Source organism: Luteirhabdus pelagi, assembly GCF_016827595.1.
In the GTDB taxonomy this organism is placed as follows: domain Bacteria; phylum Bacteroidota; class Bacteroidia; order Flavobacteriales; family Flavobacteriaceae; genus Luteirhabdus; species Luteirhabdus pelagi.
The window spans coordinates 91887-115966 of the sequence record NZ_JAECMS010000003.1; the positions used below are offsets into that span (position 1 = coordinate 91887).

Consider the following 24080-nt stretch of genomic DNA (forward strand, 5'->3'; position numbering starts at 1 on the left):
TCAGTCACCAAGCAATGAGTACTACATGGCAGGATTAATCCAAGAGTTTAAGAATTTTGCGGTCAAGGGTAACATGATCGATATGGCGGTGGGTATTATTATCGGAACCGCCTTCAATAATGTGGTGAATACCTTGGTGAAAAAGGTAGTCATGCCACCACTTTCCCTGATGACCGATGATGTTAATTTGGCGGAACGAAAGTATGTTCTAAAAGAAGCAACGGAAACAAATTCGGAAGTAGCAATAGGATACGGAGAATTACTTGAAGTAATGGTCGATTTCCTAGTTATTGCCTTTACAATTTTCGTGGTTATAAAAGTGATTAACCGTTATAAACGCAAAGCCGAGGATCCAAAGAACAAAACAGTCGAAACCCCAAAGGATATCGAACTGCTATCGAATATCGAGCGCTTGATGGAAGAGCAAAACAGCATGCTCAAAAACAGACAGTAGTATTATTCCTCTTCGTTTTTAAGAATATGGCGTAATCCTACAAAAACGGCTTGTTCCGCTGCTTCAAAATGTCCATCGGCGAAGAACAAATCCTTCATTTCGGCTACCATTTCTTCTATTTGTTCATTCGAAAGGTCAAGCCGATGAACGGTATGCTGAATTTTCTGGATGCTCTGAAAGTCGTTATCGGCTTCAAACTCCCTATGAATTCGTTCGTATTCGTTTCGATTCACCTTCGACTTTACCATTTCCAATTCCTCGGAAGTTTCAATAAAATCGGCATGCGCACAATATAATAGCAAGTAAGCGCTTAAATCGTTTTTTGTCCAATGGGTACTGTAATCACTCATAACGGCTTGTCGTGTTTTTGTTCAATTTCTTCATCCGGAATCGTAGAAACGATATCGGAAGTCTTTTGACGATATTTCATATTGATGAATTCGATGAATAATGAGAATGCAATCGTGAAGTACAGATACCCTTTCGGAATAACACCTACTTCATTACCGAATACCACCAAATGAGACAGGTGTGCCCCTTCAGCAATAAGCATAAATCCGATTAAGATCAAAAACGCCAATCCCAACAACTGAACAGTTGGATGTTTGTTTACAAATCGACCGACAGGGTTCGCAAAAATCATCATAATCAAAATGGAAGCGACTACGGCAATAACCATTATGATCAAGGCATCGTTTGCTGAGTTTCCTATTCCATTCGTCATCCCAACTGCTGTCAATATCGAATCGAAAGAGAAAACCACGTTTATCAAACATATTTGAACAATGGCCTTCGTAAGGGTGGTTGCACGTGCTTTCTTCACCTCGCGTTCGTCATGGCCTTTATCTTCAACTTTTTCATGAATTTCGGTGGTACTTTTATAGAGCAGGAAGAGTCCTCCGACAAATAGAATGATCCCTTGCCCGGAAACACCAGCTTTAATCCAGGAGAGATTGATATGCCAGAAAGGAGCTTCCATAGCCACTAACCAAGAAATACCAAACAACAGAATAACCCTGATGATCATCGCCATAAAAAGCCCAATGTTCGTCGCTTTTTTTTGATGTTGTTTTTTAAGCTTGCTCGCGGCTAATGAAATAAAGATGATGTTATCGATACCGAGAACAATTTCAAGAATGGTAAGGGTCAGCAGCGCCATCAGCGCATCTGGAGAGGTCAAAATATCGAACATAAATATTTCTAGTTGGTTGTTTTGTTAGGTTTTATGGGGTCGTTGCTTACTTTCACTGCTTTTCCGCGTTCTTTTCGATCTTCACCCACAACATTATATTCAAAAGTATATGTATTTCCGTCGGTGGTTAAAATCTTCATATGAATAGCCTTTTCTTCGGCCATGCTCTTCGGATTGATTTTTTGAACGATATACTCGCAATCGTTTATCCAGCGAATCGAAGACGTGTCACTTTTTCCTCTAAAATAGTCAATTTCGATGGAATCGTTACGGACAAAGGTCGTGGTTTCAACTTCGGTTCCTACCAATGCCTCAAACTCAAAAGCGCCGGTTTTAAAATCAACACAGTTACGCTCAGGACTATAACAGCCGGCAATTAATAGGGATAGTATGCTAAAAAAGGTGAATCGCAATTTCATTATAAGTGCGAATTTCAACATTTTTTAGAAGAAATGCTCATTTTTTATACACCTTAAAGCTACCATCTTTATATAACAGAATAATTTGATCGATTTCCTTGGAAGTTGAAGACGTAAATGCTTCTGTTTGAGTCGTTGGAAGTGATTGCTTTATATTTTTGGATACTAGGCTTCTTTCTTCTGATGTTTTAGTAGGGGATACGTCCGTTTTTTCTTCAGTATCGATCGGAAAAGAACCTTTTCCATTCAACAACCAATACAATTCGACCTCAGGAAATTCATGTACGACCTTCATGACAAATTCTAAACTAGGCTTATTTCGTCCCGATAGGATATGGGAGATCGTCGATCTATTAAAGTCGATCCGCTCGGCAAAAGCAGTTGCCGAAAGACCATAATGCTCGAAGATTTTTTCAAGCCTTTTCGCAAATTCCTTGCTGTTTACCATTGTAACAAATAAATTCCTAAGAGTTGCTTTACAAATGTAACAAATCGGATAGAAAGTAACAATTTTAAGTCGAATATCGACTGAATTATATTAAATAATCACTTTACATAAATAATGTAACTAACTGATAAATAATTATTTGGGTGCATATGCCAATATTTGAAAGTCCACAGGTACGTGCCATCAATTAACCCCGCTATAAACTGTTTACTGATGTATCTAAATCAACAATTTTACTTGTATACATTTGTAAACATTAATCTGTTTAGCTTTGTAAACAAAAACATTTGGAAGCCTTACTATCTGTATACCGATCTACCTTTAAAACTAAATTACGCGGACGTTATATCACCTTAAATATGGTTCGTGATGTTTTAGATGAATTGAATTCTGATTTCCATATATCGCATCCCGGCGTATCGGAAAACGACCAACAGATACCTATGGTTAAGATTGGTGAAGGTCCCATAAAGGTTTTTGCCTGGTCGCAAATGCACGGTAACGAAAGTACCACGACTAAAGCACTATTAGATTTCTTGAATTTCTTGCAACATCCAGAGTCATACGAAGAAGAAGCGAGTCATTTTAAAAAGAAATTTACCTTTTGCTGTATTCCAATGCTAAATCCGGACGGTGCGGCAGCGTATACACGTGAAAATGCCAATGGCTTCGATTTAAATCGCGATGCGCAGGACTTAAGCCAGAAAGAGAGTCAGGTGCTTCGAAAGATCTTTGATAGCTTCCAGCCAGATTGGTGCTTAAATCTTCATGACCAGCGTAGTATTTATGGTCTAAAAGAAGGCAATCCCGCCATTATTACCTTTCTGGCGCCTTCGGCCAATAAAGAAAAATCGATTACGCCTTCTCGAAAGCAAGCTATGGAGAAGATTGTAAAAATGTATCACATGTTGCAGGGTTTTATTCCAAATCGGGTTGGACGTTATGATGACGATTTCAACTTAAACTGCGTGGGGGATACCTTTCAACAAACCGATACGCCTACGATATTATTTGAGGCGGGTCATTACCCTGGCGACTATCAACGTGAGAAAACACGGGAACTTATCTTCCTGAGCTACTTGTCCTTTTTTGGGTTACTTGATGATAAGGTTGAAGCTAAGACTTGTGATACTTCGCATTATTTTAATATTCCGGAGAACAAAAAAAGCTTTTTGGACATCATCATTCGCAATGCGCATTTCGGGAAGGAAAAAGCGCTGATCGATATTGGAATTCAATATGAAGAAATATTGAAGGACAACACAATCCTCTTCACACCAAAAATTGAAAAAACAGGGAAGGACCTAGCACTTTTCGGTCATAACGAAATCGATGTAGTTGGAGATGAATTGTTGATAAATTCGCATAAAATTGCCGATATCGGTGTGGAAATTAAATCGATACGGCGTAATGGCATCGATTTTACTGAAGATTTATTAAAAAATTAATATAGGCTTTTACAATATATAGTACTTTTGCCGTTGTATAAACAGACAGCTTAAACCTCATACAATGCCAAAATTTAAATTAGACGATACCGATCACCAAATTCTTGATATGTTGATCGAAAATACCCGAACTCCTTTTACTGATATTGCCAAGAAGCTTGATATATCGGCAGGTACTGTACACGTTCGCGTAAAGAAAATGGAAGAAGCCGGAATCATTATCGGTTCTTCCCTTCGATTAGACTACGAAAAACTGGGCTACTCCTTTATTGCATACGTCGGTGTTTTTCTTCAGAAAACATCCCAGACCCAGTTTGTTCTAGAGCGCATCAGCGATATTCCTTTCGTTACCGTTGCGCATGTAACCACAGGAAAGTTCAATATTTTCTGTAAGATTCGTGCTCGCGATACAAGTCACGCCAAGGAAATTATCTATAATATCGATGATATTGAAGGTGTTACAAGAACCGAGACGATGATTTCTCTTGAAGAAAGCTTAAACGACAAAAAACGCTTGATGCATTCTATCTTCCAGAACATCAAGTAAGGATTACCATTTATTTAACAGCAAACCCTTTGCGACTACGCAAGGGGTTTCTTTATTTTTATACATAGGCGAAAATTTTCCAATGAAGAAAGCATGGCACTTATTAAAAAATACCTATCAGAGTTGGGACAGTAATGACCCTTGGTCGAAAAGTGCCGTAATTGCATACTATGCACTGTTCTCGTTGCCATCGCTTTTGCTTATCACCGTTTACGTAGCGGGAATTTTCTTTGGCCGGGATGCGGTTCAAGGACGTATCGTTTCGGAATTCGGATCGATGATCGGGGAAGGTGCTGCCCAAGCGCTTCAGAATATGATTGCCAATGCGGCCCTGGAAAATTCCTCGGCTTGGACGCTCGTGATTGGTTTGGGAATGCTCTTATTTGCGGCTACAGGGGTCTTTTTTCAACTTCAAAAGGCATTGAATGACATCTGGAACGTACGCGCCAAAGAAATAGGCATTAAAGGCCTTTTAAAGCGACGTGCCGTTTCTTTGGGAGTGATTCTTGCAATCGGACTTTTATTGCTTATATCATTGCTTATTTCCACCGCTATTTCGAGTATAAGTGATTGGCTTGGCGCTCGTCAGGGTGAAATATCTTCTGGGATTATTGAGGTCATCAATTTCTTACTATCCCAATTCTTCATCACCGGTCTATTCGCTGCCCTATTTACCTTTCTTCCCGATGTGAAAATTCGATGGAAAACTACCTTACTAGGAGCCTTTTTTACAACCTTACTTTTCTTGGCAGCGAAATATATCATCGGCTTTTATTTTGCTACCTCAGATCCAGCTTCGGTTTACGGCGCTGCTGGAAGTGTTGTACTGATTTTGTTATGGGTGTATTACACCTGCCTCATCATGTTTTTCGGGGCTGAACTAACAGTACAATGGGCGTTGCTTAATGATGTCAAGGTCGAGCCTTCCGATGATGCTACAATTAGCTATGAAGAGGAGATTAAAGAACTACGGGCCTATAAGGAAAAGGTCGAGGAGAAGCGAAAAAAGTCGGAAACCCTTCAGCAGAAATAATCTTTCACAATCCTTAACACAGTTTAGTATAACCTTAGTACGCAAAACTTGTTGTACGCGGGTTTCAGCGGTATATTAGTATTGAATTAAAATTGAAAAAGAAAATTAAAATATCGAACATTATGGAAAAGAGAATTGCAATATTAGCAACAAATGGATTTGAAGAATCGGAATTGAAATCACCAAAAGAAGCGATGGAAAAAGAAGGCTTCACTGTCGATATCGTAAGTGAAGAATCGGGCTCCATAAAAGCTTGGGCCGATGGAAATTGGTCGAATGAGTATAGCGTTGATAAAACGATCGATCAGGTCTCAGCCGATCACTACAATGCATTGGTGCTCCCAGGAGGCGTAATCAATCCTGACAAGCTTCGTAGAAATGAAAAAGCGTTGGTTTTTGTACGTGACTTTTTTAAGGCACACAAGCCAGTTGCGGCGATTTGCCACGGACCTCAAGTACTGATTTCTGCAGATGTAGTTAAAGGAAGAAAACTGACTTCTTTCAGCTCTATTAAAGACGATTTAGTAAATGCAGGGGCGAATTGGGTCGACGAAGAAGTAGTAGTAGATGAAGGATTCGTAACCAGTAGAAATCCAAACGATTTACCTGCCTTCAACGATAAGTTGATTGAGGAAATCAAAGAAGGAAAGCATGAATTACAACATGCCTAGAATTCAGTGAAACACTAACAAAAAGAGGCTTCAAATTGAAGCCTCTTTTTTTTATATCATAATACCACTATTTCTATTCGTCTTCATCCTCGGGCTCTTCCTCAGATAGCTCGTCTTCATCTTCGCCTTTTTCAGGAATTTCGACAATAGGATCGGTTAAGTGTTCATCATCGTAATCGTCTTCTTCGAAATTTGCCATAGTGCTTTCCAAGCGCGAGCTTACCTTCACCAAATAGATGGTATCTTCGGTTCTAACTTCTACGGCTTCAACCGTTTCATTCTTCGCATTCTTAAACGTAATAATTTGGTCGTCGTCATATCCGTCTGGATATTTATCGACCAGCATTCCCAATATCTCCGGCGTTAATTTCTTATAGTCAACAATAATTCTCTTCATAGCAATCCTTGATGGTTTTGGGTGTAAATCTATTTAAAAAATTGAGACTTGCCATACTTTCAAAATTAATTTTTTTTCAATTCTGAATAATAGTCAAAGGCATCGTTAATAAGCGTATTTGCTACCTTGCAACTAATCTCATAATCACCAAACTGTCGCAACAATACAAAATTTACTTGTCCATTTCGATTCTTTTTATCGTACTTCAACAAATCGATAATCGCGATTCTGTCTTCTTCTAAAATAGGTATTTTATCATATAGTGAAACAAGGTCCTGTGCAATTTCATCTCTCTTTTCCCTTGAAAACGAGACTTCTTCCGCAGAAATATAAAGGGCCAAAATCATACCGATAATCACAGCTTCGCCATGGAGCAATTCACTTTTCTCTTTAGATGCCAGCCAATGCGACTCGATCGCATGGCCAAGGGTATGACCAAAATTTAGGGTTTTTCGTCGCCCGTGTTCTAAGGGGTCTTCGGTAACCACTTCATTTTTGATTTCCACCGATTGCCAGATTAAATCGAATTCCGTCTCTGGATAGTTTATTGAAAACTTCAATACCTTTTGATAATAGTTTTCGGAGGTGATCATCCCGTGCTTCAGCATTTCGGCCAATCCGGAAAGAACTTCACGGGTAGGCAACGTTTTTAAAAAGTCACTATCGAGCAATACCATTGTGGCCGGTCGGATAATACCTATCTGATTCTTCAAAACCCCAAGGTCAACCCCATTTTTACCTCCCACAGCGGCATCTACCATGGCTAGGAGGGAAGTAGGAACGTTAATAAAATCGATGCCCCTTCTGAAGGTACACGCTACAAATCCGCCTAAATCGGTAACCACGCCACCGCCTAAATTAATCAACAAACTGTTGCGATCAGCACCACGTTCCGAAAGTTCATTCCAAACCGTTACGCAGGTATCGATCGTCTTATTGGTTTCGCCAGCGCCAATAACCATAACTTCAATATTTTGCAAGCCTGATTTCTGTAAAAAGTAAGGCAAACATTTGCGTTTGGTATTGGTGTCCACTAGAATGAAAATCGTGCTATATTTTTGGCTATTCAAGTGCTGCTCAAATGCTTGCCAAGCCCTTTCGTTTCCATAGACGGGCATTCCATTGCTGATAAGCTGTTTATTATTCATAAACTTGTGTTGGAGTGGTTTTATTCATGGTCAAATCTAAGTATATTTGCGGATATGGCAGAACACTCCTTTTTTAACGATACGGAAACTGCGTTCAAGCTAAAATCGGATGCCGAATTGGAACGCGCCTATTTCCTTTTTAAAATGATTGCAAACGAACCGCTGGTTCGAATTGGGACCGCGGTAACCCGATTTGCATTGAATATTCACTTACCGGTTGAAGGCTTGATTAGAGCCACTGTTTTCGATCATTTTTGTGGCGGAGTGAATGAGAAAGATTGTATCAATACTGTAGATGCTTTATATGAAGCCAATGTCCATTCGGTGTTGGATTATTCAGTTGAAGGCAAGGAAAGTGAAGCCCAGTTCGATGCCACAATGAAGAAAGTGATTGAACTAACCCAATTTGCAGAGCATAAACCTGCCATGCCTTTTTCGGTCTTTAAACCCACCGGGTTGGGCCGCTTCGAAATTTGGCGTAAAAAAACGGAAAAAGAAGCACTTAATGAAGCCGAAGAAGCCGAGTGGCAACGTATTGTCGATCGGTATGATAACGTATGTAAGGAGGCTTCTGATAGAGGAATTTCGTTATTGATTGATGCTGAGGAATCGTGGATGCAGGATGCTGCCGATGATTTATGTGAAGAAATGATGAAGAAATACAACACCGAACGCTGTGTTGTTTTCAATACATTGCAATGCTACCGTTGGGACCGTTATGACTACTTGGAGAAACTTCATGCCCGTGCAAAAAAGGAAAACTTCCGTTTGGGCTTTAAGGTGGTACGCGGTGCTTATATGGAAAAGGAACACGATCGCGCTCAAGACAAAGGATACAAAACGCCTATCTGTGAAAGCAAACAGGAAACCGACGAAAATTTCAATAAGGTCACGAAATATGTAGTGGATAATATTGAGGATATTACGCTATTCTCCGGAACCCATAATGAAACCAGCACCTATCTTACGCTAGAGGTGATGGAAGAAAATGGGTTGAAAAAGGACGATAACCGTATTTGGTTCGGCCAATTGTACGGAATGAGCGACCACATTAGCTATAATCTTGCGGAAAAGGGGTATAATGTTGCGAAATACATTCCGTTTGGTCCGGTTAAGGATGTAATGCCTTACCTTATTCGTAGGGCAGAGGAAAACACTTCGGTAGCGGGACAAACCAGTCGGGAACTCAATTTATTGAAACGGGAAAAACAGCGTAGAGGGACTTGATTTAGTCCATTGCTTTTCGCGCAGAAAGTAGGGTAGCAACAATACTACAGTTTTCTACTTCAATTTTTATATGTTTTTCTGATACCGAACCTTCAATCACGTATATATTACAAGAATCCAGTTGCGTTTGACTTTCAGAAAAGATGACATCGCCATTGTTCAACAGTTTTGATACCGCTGTAGTATCAAGACTCAGTGCTAATAACTCTCGCTGACCCTTTTCAGAATACATTAGTTTTTTAGTTCTAATATTCTTTAAGGTTCGCGCATTCGGTCCATAATCGCAGGAGGTTTTTTTTCCGCCCAAAAAAAAGAAAAGAATGATTAAACCGATGGTAAATCCGCCTAAGTAATAACCGAGCCTATATATTAGCTTCATGTTTCAAAATTGAAATGAACCGCAAAAATACAGCTTCGAAAAGAATACAGGTTTAAAATATCAAAAGATTGATATCGCTATATGACATATCGAACCAATCTGATACTGCTTTATTGGTTAAAATGCCACGATAAAAATAAAGGCCATTCCGAAGTCCTTCATCAAACCGGACCGCTTGTTCAAGTCCGCCAGCTTCTGCGATATCGAAAACATACGGTGTGAAAATGTTGCTAATAGAAATGGAAGCTGTTTTTGGATACCGAGCTGGGATATTAGGAACACCATAATGAAGCACATCGTTGTACATACGAACGGGAGCTTCGTGTGTAGTCATCTCTGAAGTTTCGAAACATCCTCCCATATCGATGCTCACATCGATTATCACGGCGCCTTTTTTCATATTATCGACCATTTTTTGGGTAACGATTACGGGAGAACGATTTTTTCCTCGCACTGCACCAATAGCCACATCGCAGCGACGAAGCGCTTTAAGGAGGTTTTTAGGTTGAATGGTAGAGGTGTAAAATGTACGTCCTACGGCCATTTGCAGGTTGCGAAGCTTGGTAATAGAGCTATCGAATACTTTTACATTCGCTCCCAAACCAAGCGCAGAGCGCACCGCAAATTGCCCAACGGTACCGGCTCCTATGACCACCACTTCGATGGGAGGCACCCCGCTAATATTTCCGAATAAAAGTCCATTACCCTTTTTCGCATTTACCATCAATTCGGCTGCAATTAGCACTGAGGCCGTTCCTGCAATTTCACTGAGCGCCTTAACCGCAGGATAACTTTGGTCCTGGTCTTTAATAAACTCGAAAGCAAGTGCGGTAATTTTCTTTTTTGCTAACGCCTCGAAATATTTTTTTTGTCTTGTTTTTAATTGAAGGGCAGAGATCAAAACCGATTTTGGTTGGAGAAGCTCGATTTCCTCGAGGGTAGGCGGTTCGACTTTTAGAACTATTGGACACGAAAACACTTTTTTGGTTTCCTTGGTGATTGAGGCACCCGCCTCGCTATATTCGGTGTCGGAAAACCCTGCTTCTTCTCCAGCGCCACTTTCCAACAATATTTTATTACCATTTGCAACGATGGCGGCAACTGCATCTGGGGTTAGACAAATCCGTTTTTCCTGAAAATACTTTTCTTTTGGTACTCCGATAAAAAGGTCGCCTCTCTGACGTGCAATTTCCAGCATTTCTTCTTGGGGGATAAGCTGAGCCTTCGTAAAAGGGGAGGATGGTTGGTTCATAGGTCAATCAAAAATGTTCCTCTAAGGTACATAGTTAATTTGAATTGTTAAAATGGAAGTGGTTGTTGAGAAGCAGAAAAAGTAATGACCCGACATAGCTTTACAACTCCCCAGCTGTTAAACATAATTTTAGTATCGGGCCATTACCTACGAACCAAAGGTGGGTGGTTTTTCGGTTATATGCAAAAAATGCAATTCCCAATTCAAGAAGGAGCAGTCGTAATTCATGAATTCTCTTTTCTACTGCTCCGTCAATATGTTGTGAACTAAATATTTGCGTATTTTAGATAAGAATTCGCCCTAAATACCAAAACAGAACCCTATTTTCGTGTTCGGTAACAAACTAACCATCTATTCCCATGAAATACTGTTTGACTTTATTGTTTTGCATCCTTCCTATTTTGGCATTTTCCCAAAATGTTGAAGGTACCTCGCTTGATCTTCTCAGCTACGAACAATTGCTATCACGTTTTGAAGAAGTAGAGCACGACAGCATTCTTGCTGAACCTATTGCTAGAGAATATTTAAATCGTGCTAGGAGGGAAGGCGATACTATTAAAATGGCCAGGGGGTACGATCGCCTTGCACGTATTTTCCATCATGAGAAAAACATAGCTATGGCCGATAGCCTTATTGCACTAACCAAGGATATGGAACATATTACCTATCCTGGGTTGGGGTATATGATAAAGGGATATGAGTATTCCGTTGTTGGAGACTTAATTAATTCAACCAAAAATTTCTACTTACTATATGATTATGCAAAGAGATATAATAATGAATCATTTAAAATATACAGCTTAAGCAATTTAATATTAACAAAAGCTTATTTCGGAGATGTTGATGAAGCAATCCAAATGCAACATGAACAAATGAATATTATAAATAAAGATGGATTCTCAAATCAAATTAGTCAAACTAATAGGATTGAACTAAAAAGCAATTTAGACGATACCGAGACTATACTTAAATTAAATGCTTATTTAGGCTATATAGTTTGCTATTTGCAGAAAAAGCAATTAGATTCTGTCGTTGATTATTACAAAAAGTATAAATATGAAGTCGATAATCTTAACTTAAAAAATCAAGAAAGCTTTCAAAACTTTGTAAAAGAACTACAGCTAGAGATTAATTATCATAGGAAGGATTATAAGGAAGCAATAAAGATTTCAGACAGCCTTATTCATTTAGAGAAGAAAGACAGTAATTACTCAACACATTTAGATACCTATTTATTCAAGGGGTTATCAGAATTAAACATCGGACGAAAAAATGCTGCGTATCTTGCATTAAAAAAGGCTGACTCAATGTTTGACTTCAGCAGGAATGATTTACTTCCCTATCGAAGAAACATTTTTCAATCTCTACTTCAATTGGAGAAGGAGAGAAATAATGTTGACGGTCAATTAATATATCTAAATAAATTAATTAAAGCAGATAGTATATTAAAGAGTCATTATAAGTATTTCGAATCTTCAATTCAAAGAAACTTTGAAACTCCACAATTAATCGAAAGAAAGCAGAATCTAATCGACTCTCTTGCGAGAGAGAATTCTCAAAAAACGAATACTATGCTATTATTTATAGCATTATTTGTGATTGCACTTACTACAGTAATATTCTTTTACTTTCGAAATAGAGCTTATAAACGTAGATTTTTAAGTCTCGTAAATGAAAGAAAAAAAGAAACAATAAGGAAAAATGAAAAAAATAATAATGAAATCCCTACAAGTGTAATTAAGGAAATATTGGATCAACTAGAATGTTTTGAACGAGGTCGTGACTTCATTGAGCCAAATATTACATTACACAGCCTTGCTAAAAAATTTGGAACCAATGAAAGATATTTATCCAAGGTAATAAATATCAAAAAGGGTAAACATTTCCCAACGTATTTGAATGATTTACGAGTTGATTATGCGATGGATCGTTGTCAAACAGACCCAATGTTCAAGAAGTTCACAATTAAAGCAATAGCACAAGAATCTGGATTTAATTCTGCAGAATCATTTTCGAGAGCTTTTTATCGAAAAGTAAAAATATATCCGTCTTACTATATTAAGAATTTGATTAAAAGTGACAGGAATGGATGATAAATTCAATTTATCGGAAGAGGTCTTTTACTTGTTGCCAAAAAGACTTGTTCTCCATTAAATCTTCCTCAAATTGTTTCAAATCATCACCACGGATTTTTTCAAAAAGCTTTGCTCTTATCAAATATACAAATGGAACTATTACCATCATCATTGGCAATATGTAAATAAGCTCAACTTCATCTACGGTTTTGTTTTGTTGAAGAATATTCCATAATTGAAAGCTGTACATTCCAATTGGAACTAAAATTATCCAATGCCACCAATGTTTGCAAGTGAAAAACCAAATCAAGAATAATAATAGAGGTACTAGTTTTGAACAAATGTACCATGCAAAATTGAACCAAGATCCATAACCTGTTGAAAGTGTAAAAAAAGAAGTTTCCCAAATAGGATCATCTGGGAAACTTTTGTATAAATAAAATATAACAGGACTCAGAGCAACTATTATAACAATAAATGCTCCTCTAGGCCTGCTTTTATTATCCTGCTGGTGGAACTTTGATTGTTGTTCCGTCAACTTGTTGTTCTGTTTGTCCATCTTCAATGCTTTCCGGTGTACAAGACACGAAAAGACCAGTAGTGAATAATGCTACAATGAGGAGATACTTTGTTAGTTTCATATTGTTGTTTTTTGTGAGGTTAATAGTACAAACCTAGCACGAAAAAACACAAGTACGGCAACTATCTTCGCTGTAACTTAGTGGGTTTTGCCTTAAGTAAAATATTCCCTGCTTAAATAGATATTCGATTTGGGGCAAATTCCATATAAGATACTGAAAAACAAGTATTTAACTCTTATGTAGTCTATTCCACTGGCGTTACGTTTAAAGTTCTACTTCCATTCGTATTCTCTTTAATTTCGATTCGCATGCCTCGATCCGGTAACAATCCAGAAATCTTTTCTGGCCATTCTACCAAATTCCAAGATTCCTGCATAAAATACTCTTCCACACCGAAATCCAAAGCTTCACTCGGATCATTCAATCGGTAAAAATCGAAATGGTAGATAGGGCCATTTTCGCCGCTATATTCATTTACCAATGAGAAAGTTGGGCTGCTAACTGTTTCAGCTACGCCCAATTGGCGTACCAATTCCTTAATAAGTGTTGTTTTACCAACCCCCATCTTACCATAAAAAAGAAGGTTCTTGGAATTCGCTTTGTCTAATAGCTTTTGCGCCACAGAAGACAAATCTGATATTTGATATGTTAGTTGCATAATTTGGTTCGGCTTCAAATATACTATCTATTTAAGATAATTGACCAAAATATTCGACAAAATACACAAATAAAGGTAAATTCCTACAAAATTATTGTTTAGGAGTCAATACTGAGAACGGAATTACCATCTCTTCTAGCGATACGCCTCCATGCTGGTACGTATTTCGATAATACCCGACATAGTGATTATAATTGTTTGGGTAAGCAAAAAACAAGTCGCCCTTCGCAAAGATGAACGAACTACTCATATTAATGCTTGGCAAATAAATCGATTTGGGATTCTTCGCGGCCAAAACATCCTTGTCTTCATATGTCAGACTCTTCCCCGTTTTATAACGCAGGTTCAAACTAGTATTCTTGTCACCAATAACCTTCGAAGGATTCTTCACATTTATAGTTCCGTGGTCGGTCGTAATTATCAATTTAAAACCTAATTGGGAAGCTTGCTGAATAATATCCATCAATGGAGAGTTCTTAAACCAACTCTGCGTTAACGAACGATACGATTTATCGGTAGAGGCTAATTCCTTAATTACCTCCATTTCAGTCTTTGAGTGCGAGAGCATGTCCACAAAGTTGTATACCACTACGGTTAAATCTTCATCTTTATGCGACTTGAAGTTCTCTGCTAACTTTTTTCCTTGTTTTAAACTCGAAATCTTATGGTAGCTCCAATCTAGTTGCAATCCGAAACGCTTCAACTGAGCTTCCATAAATTCTTCCTCCTTCATGTTCTTCCCACCTTCATCAGTATCATTCAGCCATAAATCAGGATGTAGCTTTTCCATTTCACTTGGCATCAAACCTGAAAAGATCGCGTTTCTAGCATATTGTGTAGCTGTTGGAAGTATACTGCAGAACATATCCTCAGACTTCTTTTTATAACTACTCGCCAAAAATGGCTCAAATGCTTTCCATTGGTCATACCGCAGATTATCTACCACCACTAATAAGGTAGGCTTCTTATCTTCCAGTTCCGGCATTACCTTGTCGCGAAACAATGTATGCGACATCACCGGTGCATCATCTTCGTCATCATCAAACCAACCTGGATAATTTTTATCCACAAACTTACAGAACTGTGTATTTGCTTCCGTTTTTTGCGACTCCAGAATCTCGAACATACTACTATCTTCAATGCCTTCCAGCTCTAATTCCCAATACACCAACTTCTGGTACAATTCTACCCAGCCTTCCCATGTATTGATCATCGACATATCCATCGCGATCTTTCGGAACTCTTGCTGATAATTACTGGTTGTCTTCTCCGAAACCAAACGAGAATGGTCTAAATTCTTCTTTAAGCTCAACAAGATCTGATTTGGATTTACAGGCTTAATCAAATAATCGGCAATCTTATTACCGATGGCCTCTTCCATTATATACTCCTCTTCACTCTTGGTAATCATTACCACGGGGAGGTTTGCCTGCTGTTCCTTTATTTCCGAAAGCGTTTCCAATCCGGTGAGACCCGGCATATTTTCATCCAAAAAAACGATATCGAAAGCATCCTTTTCAATTTCTTCCAAGGCCTCCGTACCGCTCTGTGCTGTTGTAACTTTATAGTTTTTCTTCTCCAAAAAGAGTATGTGGGGTTTCAACAAATCAATTTCATCGTCTACCCAAAGTACCTTTATCTCGTTCATATTGCTGTATATTTGTGCTGTTTTGTAATTTCAGGATTCTTAGTTAGCAGTATCCTCAAAAGTAATTCCGAAGTATTCCTACTTCCAGCCAGTTAGTCATAATAATTAGTTAAAGTTTAGTCTGTGCGAAACAAGCGTAAAATTGTAAACGATCCTATCTACGGCTTTATTTCCATTCCTTCCGAACTCGTGTTCGATATAATGGAACATCCCTATTTTCAAAGATTGCGGCGCATTTCGCAAATGGGCATGTCGTACCTAGTATACCCAGGAGCACACCACACCCGATTTCATCATGCCCTCGGTGCCATGTTTTTAATGCAACGGGCTGTATATGTATTACGCACCAAAGACATAAATATTTCATCGGAGGAAGAAGAAGCACTCTATATCGCCATCTTACTGCACGATATAGGTCATGGGCCCTTTTCACATGCGTTGGAAAATAGCATTATTGAAAACTTGACCCACGAAACAATTTCGCTTGCCTTTATGGAAGCGCTTAACGATGAATTTGAAGGGAAACTTAGCTTAGCCATTCAGATTTTTAGAAACGAACATCCCAGGGCCTTTTTTCATCAATTGATCGCTAGTCAGTTGGATGTAGACCGTCTCGACTATCTCCGTCGTGACAGCTTTTACTCAGGGGTTCAGGAAGGCACCATCAATTCACAACGCATTATCGCCATGCTGAATGTGCATAACGATACTTTGGTGGTAGAGGAGAAGGGAATCTATTCCATAGAAAAATTCATCATCGCCCGTCGCTTAATGTACTGGCAAGTGTACCTCCACAAAACAGGTTTGGCTGCAGAACAATTGTTGTTGCGCATGCTTAAACGCGCTAAGGAACTCGTTTCTGAAGGAGTGGAAGTGCCCGCTAGCGAAGCACTTTCCTTTTTTCTGTCGAACTCTAATCAACCTTTTGACCTGAAAGGAACTGTTCTGAATACCTTTGCAAAACTGGATGATTACGACATCGTATCGGCCATGAAGCAATGGACCGATCATTCCGATTTTGTCTTACGATCACTTTCTTCTATGCTTTTGAATAGAAACTTGTTGAAAATTAAGTTGAAAAAGAGGCCTCCTTCACCCGAAAAAATGAAGAAAAAACTTAAAAAAGTAATGGATGGCTATAAGCTGTCGGAAAAAGAGGCGCGTTATTTCGTATTTTCGGGAACCATTGAAAACCAAGCCTATAATATGGATAAAAATCCTATTTGTCTACTCACGCGAAATGGAAAAATCAAAGATGTAGCAAAGGCGAGCGACCAGGTAAATTTGATGGCCCTGGCCGAAAAAGTAACCAAATATTATGTCTGCTATCCAAAAAGGGGGAGCATCGAACAATAGTACTAAACCTTTTTTTCTATTTTTGCGAGCATAACGGCATACCTAACCTTAAATTAACGACATGAAATTTACAGCGGCCCAAATTGCGGGAATTCTTGAAGGAGAAGTAGAAGGTAATGCCGATGTGGAAGTTTCAAAGCTTTCAAAGATTGAAGAAGGCACCGAAGGAAGCTTAACCTTTCTCGCCAATCCGAAATATACATCCTACATTTATTCCACCGAGGCTTCCATTGCAATCGTTAATAAGGATTTCAAAGTTGAACAGAATATTTCTACTACCTTAATACGGGTTGAAGATGCCCGAAAAGCGTTTTCCACCTTATTGGAATACTATAACCAAGTGAAGCTTAACAAAAGTGGCATCGAAGAACCGGTGTTTGTATCCGATTCGGCTTCTTATGGTGAAAACATCTATCTAGGAGCGTTTTCCTACGTTGGAAATAATGTGAAAATAGGGCATAATGTAAAAATATATCCCAATGCCTATATCGGCGATAATGTTGAAATAGGGGACAACGTAATTGTCTTTGCTGGCGCCAAAATTTATTCTGAAACAAGAATTGGCGACCACTGTGTCATTCACAGCGGTGTAATCGTCGGAGCCGACGGTTTTGGCTTTGCTCCAAATGAAAAAGGGGAATATTCCAAAGTGCCCCAAACTGGAAACGTTATCGTAGGCAACCATGTCGATATTGGTGCTGGCACCACCATCGACCGCGCAACCTTAGGAAGCACCATCATTAAGGATGGCGTGAAACTCGACAACCAGATACAAATTGCCCATAATGTTGAAATCGGTGAAAACACCGTCATTGCTGCGCAAACAGGGATTGCAGGATCGACCAAAATCGGGAAGAATTGTATTATCGGCGGTCAAGTAGGAATCGTAGGCCATATTAAAATCGGCAATAATGTCAAGATTCAAGCACAAAGCGGAATTGCCCGAAATGTAAAGGACGATGAAGTACTGCAAGGCTCTCCTGCCTTAAATTATGGCGATTACAATAAAAGTTATGTACATTTCAAAAACCTGCCAACCTTAGCGCAGCGTTTGCATACATTAGAGAAAAAACATGAAGACAACGAACGCAAATAGTACCAAACAAACCACTATCGGGAAAGAGGTGTCCCTAACAGGTGTCGGACTCCATACCGGAAAGGAAGTAACCATTACCTTTAAACCCGCAGAAGTCGATACTGGTTATGTGTTTGTTCGCATCGACCTTGAAAATTCGCCTGTTATTGAAGCAGATGCAAATTATGTTGTAAATACGCAACGCGGAACGAACCTTGAGAAGAATGGGGTTATGATTCAAACCTCAGAGCATGTTTTGGCAGCTTTGGTGGGAATGCAAGTCGATAACTGCCGTATCGAGCTAAACGCTTCCGAGCCACCGATTATGGATGGATCTTCAAAGTTTTTTGTTGAAGCATTGGAAAAAGCGGAAAAAGTTACCTTAGATGCCGATCGTGACGTTTATGAAGTAAAGGAAGTGGTTTGCTACCGTGATGAAGCAACCGGTAGTGAAATCATGGTGATTCCTTCAGAGGAGTACCAGGTTACTACCATGGTCGACTTCGGCACAAAAGTATTGGGCACTCAAAATGCTACGCTTGAACATATCTCCGATTTCAAAACGGAAATTGCCGATGCCCGAACCTTCAGCTTTCTTCACGAATTGGAAGCACTTTTAGAGCACGGGCTGATCAAAGGGGGCGATCTCAACAATGCGATTGTATATGTAGACAAGGAGCTTTCACCTGAAACAATGGAAAAGCTACGTGGCGCCTTTAAAAAGGATTCTATTTCGGTGAAGCCAAACGGTATTTTGGACAACCTTACCTTACATCACCCAAATGAAGCAGCACGTCATAAACTGTTAGATGTTATTGGCGATCTCGCTTTGGTAGGAACTCCTATTAAAGGAAAGGTAATTGCCAACAAACCCGGGCATGCAGTGAATACCGAATTCGCCAAAAAACTTTCCAAAAAAATAAAGCTGGAAAAGCGGAACAAAATTCCAACCTTCGATCCGACGGTAGAACCGGTAAAAGATGTAAATCAAATCATGGCCATGCTGCCGCACCGCCCACCGTTCTTATTGGTCGATAAAATCCTAGAGCTTTCCGATCAGCATGTGGTTGGATTGAAAAACGTATCGATGAACGAGCCATTTTTCGTCGGTCACTTCCCTGGAGCGCCAGTCATGCCTGGGGTCCTTATTGTTGAAGCCATGGCGCAAACAGGAGGAATTCTTGCCCTAAGTACGGTTCCAGATCCAGAGAACTATCTTACCTATTTCATGAAGATCAATAATGTGAAATTTAAGCGCCAAGTGAATCCTGGCGATACCTTGTTCTTCAACTTAGAACTGATAAGTCCGATCCGTAGAGGAATCGTTCATATGAAGGGAGATGCCTATGCCAATAACAAATTGGTGACCGAAGCCGAACTGATGGCACAAATCGTAAAAACAAAAAACAACTGATGAATCAACCCTTAGCATACGTCCATCCGGGCGCCAAAATAGCGAAGAATGTCGTAATTGAACCCTTCACCACAATTCACAATAACGTTGTGATAGGAGAGGGCACATGGATTGGTTCAAATGTAACCATCATGGAAGGAGCCCGTATCGGGAAAAACTGCAATATCTTTCCAGGGGCCGTAATTTCTGCGATTCCGCAGGATTTAAAGTTTCAGGATGAAGAAACAACCGCAGAAATTGGCGATAATACCACCATCCGGGAATACGTAACCGTTAACCGCGGAACCGTAGATCGCGGTAAAACGGTAATCGGAAATAACTGTCTTATCATGGCATACTGCCATATTGCGCACGACTGTATCGTTGGCAATAACTGTATCTTCTCGAATGCTAGTACGCTTGCTGGACATATTACCGTAGGCGATTATGTGGTACTTGCCGGAATGACAGCAGTGCATCAATTTTGTATGATTGGGAACCATGCCTTTGTCACAGGTGGTTCCTTGGTGCGAAAGGATGTTCCTCCATATGTAAAAGCGGCTCGTGAGCCATTATCGTATGTAGGAATCAACTCTATAGGATTACGGCGAAGAGGGTATGATACCGAAAAGATTCGTGAGATTCAGAATATTTACCGTATCCTATACCAAAGAAGCTATAATAACACTCAGGCTTCAGAAATTATCGAGGCCGAAATGGAAGCAACGCCAGAACGAGACGAGATTCTTCAATTTATAAAGAACTCGAAACGTGGAATCATGAAAGGCTACTTTCAACACTAAACAATTCAAGAACTAAAACAATCCAAACAATATGGCAAGTACTTCAGATATTAGAAAAGGACTTTGTATTCGATATAAGAACGATATTTATAAAATTACCGAATTCCTTCACGTAAAGCCGGGAAAGGGCCCAGCATTCGTTCGTACCAAGCTTAAGAGCGTAACCACTGGGAAGGTAATCGATAATACCTTTTCAGCGGGTCACAAAATTGAAGACGTTCGTGTGGAAACCCATAAGTTTCAATATCTCTACAATGACGATGCGTTTTATCACTTTATGAATACAGATGATTATACGCAAATCCGACTAACACGTGAAGCACTAGATACCCCAGAATTGATGAAGGAAGGTGAAGTGGTAACCGTATTGATCAATACCGAAAACAATGCACCACTTTCTGTCGAAATGCCTGCACACGTAGTATTGGAGGTAACCCAAACAGAACCTGGCGTCAAAGGAAATACGGCAACCAATGCCACAAAGCCTGCTACGGTTGAAACCGGCGCTGAAATCAATGTCCCATTGTTCATCAATGAAGGCGATAAAATCCGAATCAGTACAGAAGACGGGCAGTATCAAGAGCGTATGAAGGAGTAGGCCCGAAACCCCAATATTTTAATCCCGTTATCAGTAAAATGTGACGGGATTTTTTATATTTGGTTTTCAAATTTGGCCCATGAAGTTCAAAACCCAACAAACCTTATCGGAGATTGCCAATATTCTTGGCTGTGATTACGTAGGGAAACCTGATTTTCCGGTATTGGGTATGAATGAAATTCACGTCGTACGCCCGGGAGATATCGTTTTTGTCGACCATCCGAAGTATTACGATAAAGCGCTTACTAGTGCTGCTACGGTAATATTAATCAACAAGAAAGTTGAGTGTCCTGAAGGAAAAGCGTTGCTTATTAGTGAAGACCCTTTTAGCGACTTCAACAAGCTGACAAAGCATTTCAACCCCTTCGATCCTGCAAGGGCGGTAATTGCCGATTCTGCTTCCATTGGGACACATACGATTATTCAACCCAACGTTTTCATTGGAAACAATGTGGAAATTGGGGATGACTGTATCATTCATAGTAATGTCGCCATTTACGACAACACCAAAATTGGAAACAATGTCATTATCCATGCAGGAACGGTACTTGGTGCCGATGCCTTCTATTACAAAAACCGACCTGAAAAATTTGATAAGTTACAAAGTGGCGGAAATGTGGTCATTCACGATGATGTTGAAATCGGAGCGTTATGTACCATCGATAAAGGGGTAACAGCTTCAACCACTATAGGTGAAGGCACCAAACTCGACAACCAAGTACACGTCGGCCACGATACCATTATTGGAAAACGGTGCCTAATCGCTTCCCAAGTGGGAATTGCAGGCTGTGTACAAATTGAAGATTTTGTCACCATTTGGGGACAAGTAGGCATTACTAGTGGTGTAACGATCGGCCAAAAGGCGATAATTTCAGCACAAAGCGGAGTGAGCAAATCACTAACGGGCCATAAATCCTATTTTGGAACGCCGGCTGATGAATTCAGAAAAAAATACAAGGAATTGGCATCTATTCGCCTGATTCCAGACATAATTGATAAATTGGATAAAATAAAATGAGCAAGAGCGCGAAAGAAGTCATAAAACAATTTTACAAATCGGATATTCTTACCAACGATAAGGTAATCGAAGATCATTTTCATAAGGATTTAGTGCTCATTTGGAACAGCACCGACGGACTTTCCATTATGAACTATGATGACCTCGCTGAATTTTTTAGCGAAATTCGCCGTACCTACGCCGATCTTCGTGCTGAAATCAGTCACATTCTAGAAGATGACAACCATGTCACCATCCGCTACAAATACTACATCAAAACCATCGAGAATCCTGATGAAGAATTGGGAATCGCCCATTTCATCGCTATTTGGGAAGTAAAGGATGGAAAATTATACCGCGGCTATCAAATTAGTCAACCGGTAACGGATAAAGACGATACAACTGAATCCTACCATAGGGTTAAGGTGTAAAATTCCTTTCCAAAACTATTTCAAAATAGTACCTTTGTGCGCGGTGCATGAGACGATTGGAAACAATCGCCCTATCACCCAAAAGAAACCAACGAAAACATTCAAAATATACCATGAGCGTATTAGTCAATAAAAATTCAAAAATCATTGTACAAGGATTCACGGGTAGCGAGGGAACCTTCCACGCTGGCCAGATGATAGAATATGGAACCAACGTAGTAGGAGGGGTAACGCCTGGAAAAGGTGGTCAAACCCATCTCGACAAACCTGTATTCAACACAGTTTCTGAAGCTGTTGAAAAAACAGGAGCCGATGTTTCCATCATCTTTGTACCACCAGCATTTGCTGCAGATGCTATCATGGAAGCTGCCGATGCCGGCATTAAAGTGATTATCACCATTACGGAAGGTATTCCAGTAGCCGATATGATTAAGGCTGCAGACTATATTGAAGGAAAGGATTGCCGATTGGTCGGCCCAAACTGTCCAGGAGTTATTACGCCAGGCGAAGCGAAAGTAGGAATTATGCCTGGGTTCGTCTTCAAAAAAGGAAAAGTTGGTGTCGTATCAAAATCGGGGACGCTTACCTATGAAGCTGCCGATCAAGTAGTAAAGCAAGGACTAGGTATTACAACAGCGATTGGAATTGGTGGTGACCCGATTATCGGGACTACAACCAAACAAGCGATTGAGTTATTGATCAACGACGACGAAACCGAAGCCGTAGTAATGATCGGTGAAATCGGTGGTCAGTTGGAAGCCGACGCTGCCAAATGGTATAAGGAAAGCGGAAGCAAAAAGCCTATCATCGGATTTATTGCCGGTGAAACAGCTCCAGCAGGTCGTACCATGGGGCATGCGGGTGCTATCGTAGGCGGAAGCGACGATACGGCTCAGGCCAAAAAGAAGATTATGCGCGATTGTGGCATTCACGTGGTGGATTCGCCTGCTGAAATCGGAAAGAAAGTAGCGGAAGTCTTAGGATAACGCTTCAAAATATAGCTAGAAAGCCCTGCTCGTTTCGCGGGGCTTTTTTATATTTGAATAGCTATGTTGAAAGGAAAAACCAACTTCAACTTCACTTAAAACCAACTTGATGAAATTACTCGAAGGAAAAACTGCGATTGTTACCGGCGGTAGCCGTGGCATCGGAAAAGGAATCGTTGAAATTTTTGCAGATCACGGCGCAAACGTGGCATTTACCTATAATTCTTCAAAGGAAGCTGCTGAAGCTATTGCGGATGAAGTTTCCAAAAAAGGAGTGACCGTAAAGGCGTACCAGAGCAATGCCGCTAGTTTTGAAGAGGCACAGCAACTGGCAAGTGATGTGATGAACGACTTCGGAAGCATCGATATCTTGGTAAACAATGCCGGAATTACAAAGGACAATCTGTTGATGCGTATTTCTGAAGAAGATTTCGACAAGGTAATCGAAGTGAACCTAAAATCGGTATTCAATATGACGAAAGCGGTGCAGCGCACCATGTTGAAACAACGAAAAGGTTCCATTATCAATATGAGTTCTGTAGTAGGAGTGAAGGGAAATGCTGGTCAGACCAACTACGCGGCCTCAAAAGCAGGAATTATCGGTTTTACCAAGTCGGTGGCGCTTGAACTAGGGTCCCGCGATATTCGCTGTAATGCGATCGCGCCCGGCTTTATTGAAACTGAAATGACAGGCAAATTGGATGAAGCTACGGTTCAAGGATGGCGCGATGCTATTCCGTTGAAACGTGGTGGCTCTCCAGAGGATATCGCAAATGCCTGTGTATTCTTAGGAAGTGATCTTTCTGCGTATGTTACGGGTCAAGTATTGAACGTAGACGGCGGAATGCTAACCTAAACCCATTT

The 24080-nt window shown here is 40.0% G+C and carries 27 protein-coding genes; 16 read left to right on the forward strand and 11 right to left on the reverse strand.

Annotated elements, in window-relative coordinates; genetic code table 11:
• Positions 1 to 25 precede the first annotated feature (25 nt).
• Positions 26 to 454 (forward strand): large-conductance mechanosensitive channel protein MscL, encoded by a 429-nt coding sequence (gene mscL / locus I4Q58_RS09645; protein ID WP_203295668.1) that lies wholly within the window; start codon positions 26 to 28, stop codon positions 452 to 454.
• Between the two features lie 2 nt (positions 455 to 456).
• Here mscL and I4Q58_RS09650 read toward each other — a convergent pair whose 3' ends face one another.
• The 4 genes from I4Q58_RS09650 to I4Q58_RS09665 are packed head-to-tail and all read right to left on the reverse strand — an operon-like array spanning position 457 to position 2513.
• Positions 457 to 804, reverse strand: coding sequence for a hypothetical protein (locus I4Q58_RS09650; protein ID WP_203295669.1), 348 nt, complete (start codon positions 802 to 804; stop codon positions 457 to 459).
• A complete protein-coding gene (locus tag I4Q58_RS09655) occupies positions 801 to 1646 on the reverse strand; it encodes a TerC family protein (protein WP_203295670.1) in 846 nt (281 codons plus the stop codon). The genes I4Q58_RS09650 and I4Q58_RS09655 overlap by 4 nt, the downstream gene beginning before the upstream one ends.
• 8 nt (positions 1647 to 1654) lie before the next feature.
• Positions 1655 to 2065, reverse strand: a complete 411-nt coding sequence (locus tag I4Q58_RS09660; protein WP_203295671.1) for a DNA topoisomerase IV — start codon at positions 2063 to 2065, stop codon at positions 1655 to 1657.
• 37 nt (positions 2066 to 2102) lie between these two features.
• Complete coding sequence (locus I4Q58_RS09665) at positions 2103 to 2513, reverse strand: helix-turn-helix domain-containing protein (RefSeq protein ID WP_203295672.1); 411 nt, start codon at positions 2511 to 2513, stop codon at positions 2103 to 2105.
• 287 nt (positions 2514 to 2800) lie between these two features.
• On the opposite strand from I4Q58_RS09665, the gene I4Q58_RS09670 reads away from it, so the two are divergent.
• The 4 genes from I4Q58_RS09670 to I4Q58_RS09685 all read left to right on the forward strand — a co-directional run bounded on the left by I4Q58_RS09670 (position 2801) and on the right by I4Q58_RS09685 (position 6212).
• Positions 2801 to 3961, forward strand: coding sequence for a M14 family zinc carboxypeptidase (locus I4Q58_RS09670; RefSeq protein WP_236002884.1), 1161 nt, complete (start codon positions 2801 to 2803; stop codon positions 3959 to 3961).
• Positions 3962 to 4025: 64 nt separating this feature from the next.
• Positions 4026 to 4508 (forward strand): Lrp/AsnC family transcriptional regulator, encoded by a 483-nt coding sequence (locus I4Q58_RS09675; protein WP_203295673.1) that lies wholly within the window; start codon positions 4026 to 4028, stop codon positions 4506 to 4508.
• An 82-nt stretch (positions 4509 to 4590) separates the two neighbouring features.
• Positions 4591 to 5541: a YihY/virulence factor BrkB family protein gene (locus I4Q58_RS09680; RefSeq protein WP_203295674.1), complete on the forward strand. Its 951-nt coding sequence runs from the start codon at positions 4591 to 4593 to the stop codon at positions 5539 to 5541.
• 122 nt (positions 5542 to 5663) lie between these two features.
• Positions 5664 to 6212, forward strand: a complete 549-nt coding sequence (locus tag I4Q58_RS09685; protein WP_203295675.1) for a type 1 glutamine amidotransferase domain-containing protein — start codon at positions 5664 to 5666, stop codon at positions 6210 to 6212.
• Positions 6213 to 6285: 73 nt separating this feature from the next.
• Here I4Q58_RS09685 and I4Q58_RS09690 read toward each other — a convergent pair whose 3' ends face one another.
• Positions 6286 to 6609 (reverse strand): hypothetical protein, encoded by a 324-nt coding sequence (locus I4Q58_RS09690; RefSeq protein WP_203295676.1) that lies wholly within the window; start codon positions 6607 to 6609, stop codon positions 6286 to 6288.
• 65 nt (positions 6610 to 6674) lie between these two features.
• Positions 6675 to 7757 (reverse strand): 3-dehydroquinate synthase, encoded by a 1083-nt coding sequence (aroB, locus tag I4Q58_RS09695; protein ID WP_236002885.1) that lies wholly within the window; start codon positions 7755 to 7757, stop codon positions 6675 to 6677.
• A 54-nt stretch (positions 7758 to 7811) separates the two neighbouring features.
• On the opposite strand from aroB, the gene I4Q58_RS09700 reads away from it, so the two are divergent.
• Complete coding sequence (locus tag I4Q58_RS09700) at positions 7812 to 8984, forward strand: proline dehydrogenase family protein (RefSeq protein WP_203295677.1); 1173 nt, start codon at positions 7812 to 7814, stop codon at positions 8982 to 8984.
• A 1-nt stretch (position 8985) separates the two neighbouring features.
• Here I4Q58_RS09700 and I4Q58_RS09705 read toward each other — a convergent pair whose 3' ends face one another.
• Positions 8986 to 9363, reverse strand: a complete 378-nt coding sequence (locus tag I4Q58_RS09705; protein WP_203295678.1) for a hypothetical protein — start codon at positions 9361 to 9363, stop codon at positions 8986 to 8988.
• A 52-nt stretch (positions 9364 to 9415) separates the two neighbouring features.
• On the reverse strand, positions 9416 to 10615 hold the full coding sequence (locus tag I4Q58_RS09710; RefSeq protein WP_203295679.1) for an alanine dehydrogenase: 1200 nt from the start codon (positions 10613 to 10615) through the stop codon (positions 9416 to 9418).
• A 359-nt stretch (positions 10616 to 10974) separates the two neighbouring features.
• On the opposite strand from I4Q58_RS09710, the gene I4Q58_RS09715 reads away from it, so the two are divergent.
• Positions 10975 to 12708, forward strand: coding sequence for a helix-turn-helix domain-containing protein (locus I4Q58_RS09715; protein WP_203295680.1), 1734 nt, complete (start codon positions 10975 to 10977; stop codon positions 12706 to 12708).
• A 10-nt stretch (positions 12709 to 12718) separates the two neighbouring features.
• On the opposite strand, the gene I4Q58_RS09720 is transcribed toward I4Q58_RS09715, so the two are convergent.
• From I4Q58_RS09720 to porX, 3 genes are all read right to left on the reverse strand, one after another.
• Positions 12719 to 13249: a hypothetical protein gene (locus I4Q58_RS09720; RefSeq protein ID WP_203295681.1), complete on the reverse strand. Its 531-nt coding sequence runs from the start codon at positions 13247 to 13249 to the stop codon at positions 12719 to 12721.
• A 266-nt stretch (positions 13250 to 13515) separates the two neighbouring features.
• The gene (tsaE, locus tag I4Q58_RS09725) at positions 13516 to 13929 is read right to left on the reverse strand and encodes a tRNA (adenosine(37)-N6)-threonylcarbamoyltransferase complex ATPase subunit type 1 TsaE (RefSeq protein ID WP_203295682.1); all 414 of its coding nucleotides are present in this window, start codon (positions 13927 to 13929) and stop codon (positions 13516 to 13518) included.
• Positions 13930 to 14020: 91 nt separating this feature from the next.
• Entirely contained in the window at positions 14021 to 15577 is a 1557-nt protein-coding gene (porX, locus tag I4Q58_RS09730; RefSeq protein WP_203295683.1) for a T9SS response regulator signal transducer PorX, read from the reverse strand.
• Positions 15578 to 15700: 123 nt separating this feature from the next.
• Here porX and I4Q58_RS09735 point away from each other — a divergent pair, with 123 nt between their 5' ends.
• From I4Q58_RS09735 to fabG, 9 genes are all read left to right on the forward strand, one after another.
• Complete coding sequence (locus I4Q58_RS09735; RefSeq protein ID WP_317194060.1) at positions 15701 to 16933, forward strand: HD domain-containing protein; 1233 nt, start codon at positions 15701 to 15703, stop codon at positions 16931 to 16933.
• Positions 16934 to 16994: 61 nt separating this feature from the next.
• The gene (gene lpxD, locus I4Q58_RS09740; protein WP_203295684.1) at positions 16995 to 18029 is read left to right on the forward strand and encodes a UDP-3-O-(3-hydroxymyristoyl)glucosamine N-acyltransferase; all 1035 of its coding nucleotides are present in this window, start codon (positions 16995 to 16997) and stop codon (positions 18027 to 18029) included.
• Positions 18007 to 19422, forward strand: coding sequence for a bifunctional UDP-3-O-[3-hydroxymyristoyl] N-acetylglucosamine deacetylase/3-hydroxyacyl-ACP dehydratase (locus tag I4Q58_RS09745; protein WP_203295685.1), 1416 nt, complete (start codon positions 18007 to 18009; stop codon positions 19420 to 19422). Before lpxD ends, I4Q58_RS09745 begins: the two co-directional genes overlap by 23 nt.
• On the forward strand, positions 19422 to 20204 hold the full coding sequence (lpxA, locus tag I4Q58_RS09750; RefSeq protein WP_203295686.1) for an acyl-ACP--UDP-N-acetylglucosamine O-acyltransferase: 783 nt from the start codon (positions 19422 to 19424) through the stop codon (positions 20202 to 20204). Before I4Q58_RS09745 ends, lpxA begins: the two co-directional genes overlap by 1 nt.
• Before the next feature lie 31 nt (positions 20205 to 20235).
• Positions 20236 to 20802: an elongation factor P gene (efp, locus tag I4Q58_RS09755; protein ID WP_203295687.1), complete on the forward strand. Its 567-nt coding sequence runs from the start codon at positions 20236 to 20238 to the stop codon at positions 20800 to 20802.
• A 79-nt stretch (positions 20803 to 20881) separates the two neighbouring features.
• Positions 20882 to 21820 (forward strand): UDP-3-O-(3-hydroxymyristoyl)glucosamine N-acyltransferase, encoded by a 939-nt coding sequence (locus I4Q58_RS09760; protein WP_203295688.1) that lies wholly within the window; start codon positions 20882 to 20884, stop codon positions 21818 to 21820.
• Positions 21817 to 22230, forward strand: coding sequence for a nuclear transport factor 2 family protein (locus I4Q58_RS09765; RefSeq protein ID WP_203295689.1), 414 nt, complete (start codon positions 21817 to 21819; stop codon positions 22228 to 22230). Before I4Q58_RS09760 ends, I4Q58_RS09765 begins: the two co-directional genes overlap by 4 nt.
• Before the next feature lie 113 nt (positions 22231 to 22343).
• Positions 22344 to 23216, forward strand: a complete 873-nt coding sequence (gene sucD, locus I4Q58_RS09770; RefSeq protein WP_203295690.1) for a succinate--CoA ligase subunit alpha — start codon at positions 22344 to 22346, stop codon at positions 23214 to 23216.
• 109 nt (positions 23217 to 23325) lie between these two features.
• On the forward strand, positions 23326 to 24072 hold the full coding sequence (fabG, locus tag I4Q58_RS09775) for a 3-oxoacyl-[acyl-carrier-protein] reductase (protein ID WP_203295691.1): 747 nt from the start codon (positions 23326 to 23328) through the stop codon (positions 24070 to 24072).
• Positions 24073 to 24080: the final 8 nt, after the last annotated feature.